1 protein-coding gene is annotated in these 1,663 nt (G+C 71.4%); it reads left to right on the top strand.

Going from position 1 to position 1,663, the window contains the following annotated elements:
- Positions 1-1,663 (top strand): AMP-binding protein (locus ACFY2X_RS47290; RefSeq protein ID WP_389952041.1); only part of this gene is annotated, 1,663 nt, incomplete at both ends.

Raw genomic sequence — 1,663 nt, 5'->3', positions numbered from 1 at the left:
ACCACCAGGACCTGCCCTTCGAACACCTCATCGAGCACCTGTCCCTGGACCGCGACCTCACCCGCAACCCCCTGTTCCAGGTCATGCTCACCCTCGACCACACCCCACCCCGCCCCCACCACAGCGGCCCCCTCACCCTGCACCCCGCCGAACTCCCCACCCACACCGCCAAGTTCGACCTCACCGTGACCGTGCACCCCGACCCCGACGGCACCCTGCACACCCGCTGGGAATACAACACCGACCTGTTCGAGGCGGCCACCATCACCCGCTTCGCCGACCACTACCAGACCCTGCTCACCCACCTGACCACCCACCCCGACCAGCCCATCACCACCCACCCGCTGCTCACCCCCGCACAACGCCACCACCACCTCCACGCCCACAACCCACCCCTCCCCAGCAGAAACCCGCGGACCGTCGGCCGACCGGACCATCTCCAGAGCAACACCTCGGACCCATCGGCAGGGGACTCAACAGGCGATCACTTCTCACACGAGCCCGGCGATCACTTCACCAGTGGGCTCACCGACGTCCAGGCGGGCGACCATACCGACATTCCGAGGAGCGACCGCTTCGATGGGCACGGGGACGAGGAGTCAGCCGGGCGGGTGCCGTTCGCGCACGAGCTGATCGCCGCGCGGGCCCGCACCCACCCCGACGCCACCGCGATCATCACCGACGACCGGCACCTCACCTACCGGCAACTCGACCACCTGGCCGACCACCTGGCCACCCACCTGACCGGCCACGGCGCCGGCCCGGACACCCTGATCGGCCTGCACGCCCCCCGCAGCCCCGAACTGCTCATCGCCCTGCTCGCCATCCACAAGGCCCACGCCGCCTACCTGCCGCTGGACCCCACCTACCCCACCGCCCGGCTCACCCAGATCACCACCAGCGCCCGCCCCGCACTGATCCTCACCCACGACACCACCTCCGACGCCCTCCCGGGCATCCCGGCCTGGGACATCGCCACCCTGCTGGCCACCCCCAGCCCCAGCCCGGCCCCCGCTTCCGAGGCCCGCCCGGCCATTCCGGCGCTGCACCCCGACCACCTGGCCTACGTCATCTACACCTCCGGCAGCACCGGCACCCCCAAAGGCGTGGCCATCACCCACGCCAACCTCACCGGCCTGCTCCACGCCATGACCACCCTGCACACCCCCGACCCCGCCACCCCGCAAACCTGGCTCGCCCTGACCAGCGCCAGCTTCGACATCTCCGTCCTAGAACTGATCTGGACCCTCACCACCGGCTGCCGCATCGTGCTACCCGGCCCCGGCGACCTGGCCACCGCCCTCACCACCCACGCCGTCACCCACCTGCAGACCACCCCCTCCTTCGCCACCCGCCTCCTGGACCAGCCCGCCACCGCCGCCGCCCTGCCCCGCCTGCACACCCTGATGCTCGGCGGCGAGGCCATCACCCCCGCCCTCACCACCCAACTGCGCCACCTGACCGCCACCCGCATCATCAACGGCTACGGCCCCACCGAGGCCACCGTCTACGCCACCACCCACACCCTGACCGGTGACGACGACCCCGTCCCGATCGGCCGCCCACTGCCCGGCACGCACGCCTACATCCTCGACGACCACGGCGAACCCGTCCCCACCGGCGTCACCGGCCACCTCTACCTCACCGGCACCGGCCTGGCCCG

Origin of the sequence: Streptosporangium sp. NPDC000396 (assembly GCF_042898655.1) — a bacterium.
Taxonomy (GTDB): Bacteria; Actinomycetota; Actinomycetes; order Streptosporangiales; family Streptosporangiaceae; genus Streptosporangium.
This window is presented reverse-complemented; position numbering and strand designations above follow the sequence as displayed.